This is a genomic window from Aminobacter aganoensis, from assembly GCF_014206975.1.
GTDB lineage: Bacteria > Pseudomonadota > Alphaproteobacteria > Rhizobiales > Rhizobiaceae > Aminobacter > Aminobacter aganoensis.
In genome coordinates, this window is sequence record NZ_JACHOU010000051.1 from 1 (window position 1) to 1,051 (window position 1,051).

The 1,051-nt window shown below is 61.2% G+C and carries 2 protein-coding genes; both read right to left on the bottom strand.

The window, feature by feature from the left end:
* Positions 1-15: 15 nt before the first annotated feature.
* Positions 16-573, bottom strand: coding sequence for an IS630 family transposase (locus tag GGR00_RS28475; protein ID WP_246441744.1), 558 nt, complete (start codon positions 571-573; stop codon positions 16-18).
* Between the two features lie 10 nt (positions 574-583).
* Positions 584-970, bottom strand: coding sequence for a transposase (locus tag GGR00_RS28480; RefSeq protein ID WP_246441747.1), 387 nt, complete (start codon positions 968-970; stop codon positions 584-586).
* Positions 971-1,051 lie beyond the last annotated feature (81 nt).

The window sequence follows — 1,051 nt, forward strand, 5'->3', positions numbered from 1 at the left end:
TAGAGCGTGTCGCACTTAATCGGTCTCATATCCGGCAGCCTTGAAGAAGTTTCGGCATTGTGTTGGGTCGAAGAGGTCACAGATATCGCCGATTGCATGGCATAGGGCGTCAAACGTTCGCGCGGCCCTCTTTCGCAGCAACGCCTTGAGCTTCGAGAACGCCATCTCGATCGGGTTCAGGTCGGGCGAGTATGGCGGTAGGAAGAGCAACCAGGCACCGCGCTCGCGCACCAGTTCGGCGGCACGCTCGCTCTTGTGGAAGCCGACATTGTCGAGGATGACGACATCGCCGGGCTGAAGCTCTGGAGCCAGCTGCGTTTCGATCCAGGTCTCGAAGCGTCGGGCATTCATCGGCGCATCGACGATCCACGGCGCGACCATGCCGTGACAGCGCAGGCCGGCGATAAAGGTCTGCGTATGCCATTTGCCGAACGGAGCATGCGTCCTGTATCGCTCTCCCTTCGGCGACCAGCCGGAGCGCTTGGTCAGCTTGGTGTTGGTCGACGTCTCATCAATGAAGACCAGGCGAGGCAAGGCTTTGGCGAAGAAGCGCCTTCGCCGCCTGATCCACATCGCGCGCGCCTCACGGATGTCGGGACGCTCCTGCTCGCTGGCCTGCAGCGTTTTTTTTGTGGCTGAGCCCGAGGCGGTGCAGCAGGCGGCCTACGCTGGAGCGGTGAACCACCACCCCGCGTCCCTCAAGTTCGACACACAGTTCGTCCAGTGTCGCTTCTCCCGACGTCGCCATCCGCTCGCGCACAAAGAGGGCATGCGGCGCAAGCTTGCCCCAGCCCGGCGCATGGCCCTGACGGCGCGGCGCCAGCGAACCAGTCTCGCGACGAAGCTTCATCAGTTCGTTCACGAAACGCGGAGACACACGAAACCGACGCGCCGCCTCCCGATGTCCGTGACCTTCATCGACAAACGCAGCAACACGTTCACGCAACGCCATCGGTAGCGGCTTGCCCATAGCGGTTCTCCTTCGAACCACAATGAATCATCCCCAAACCAAAATGGGAATCCTGAATCACGTCAAACGCAACACGCTCTA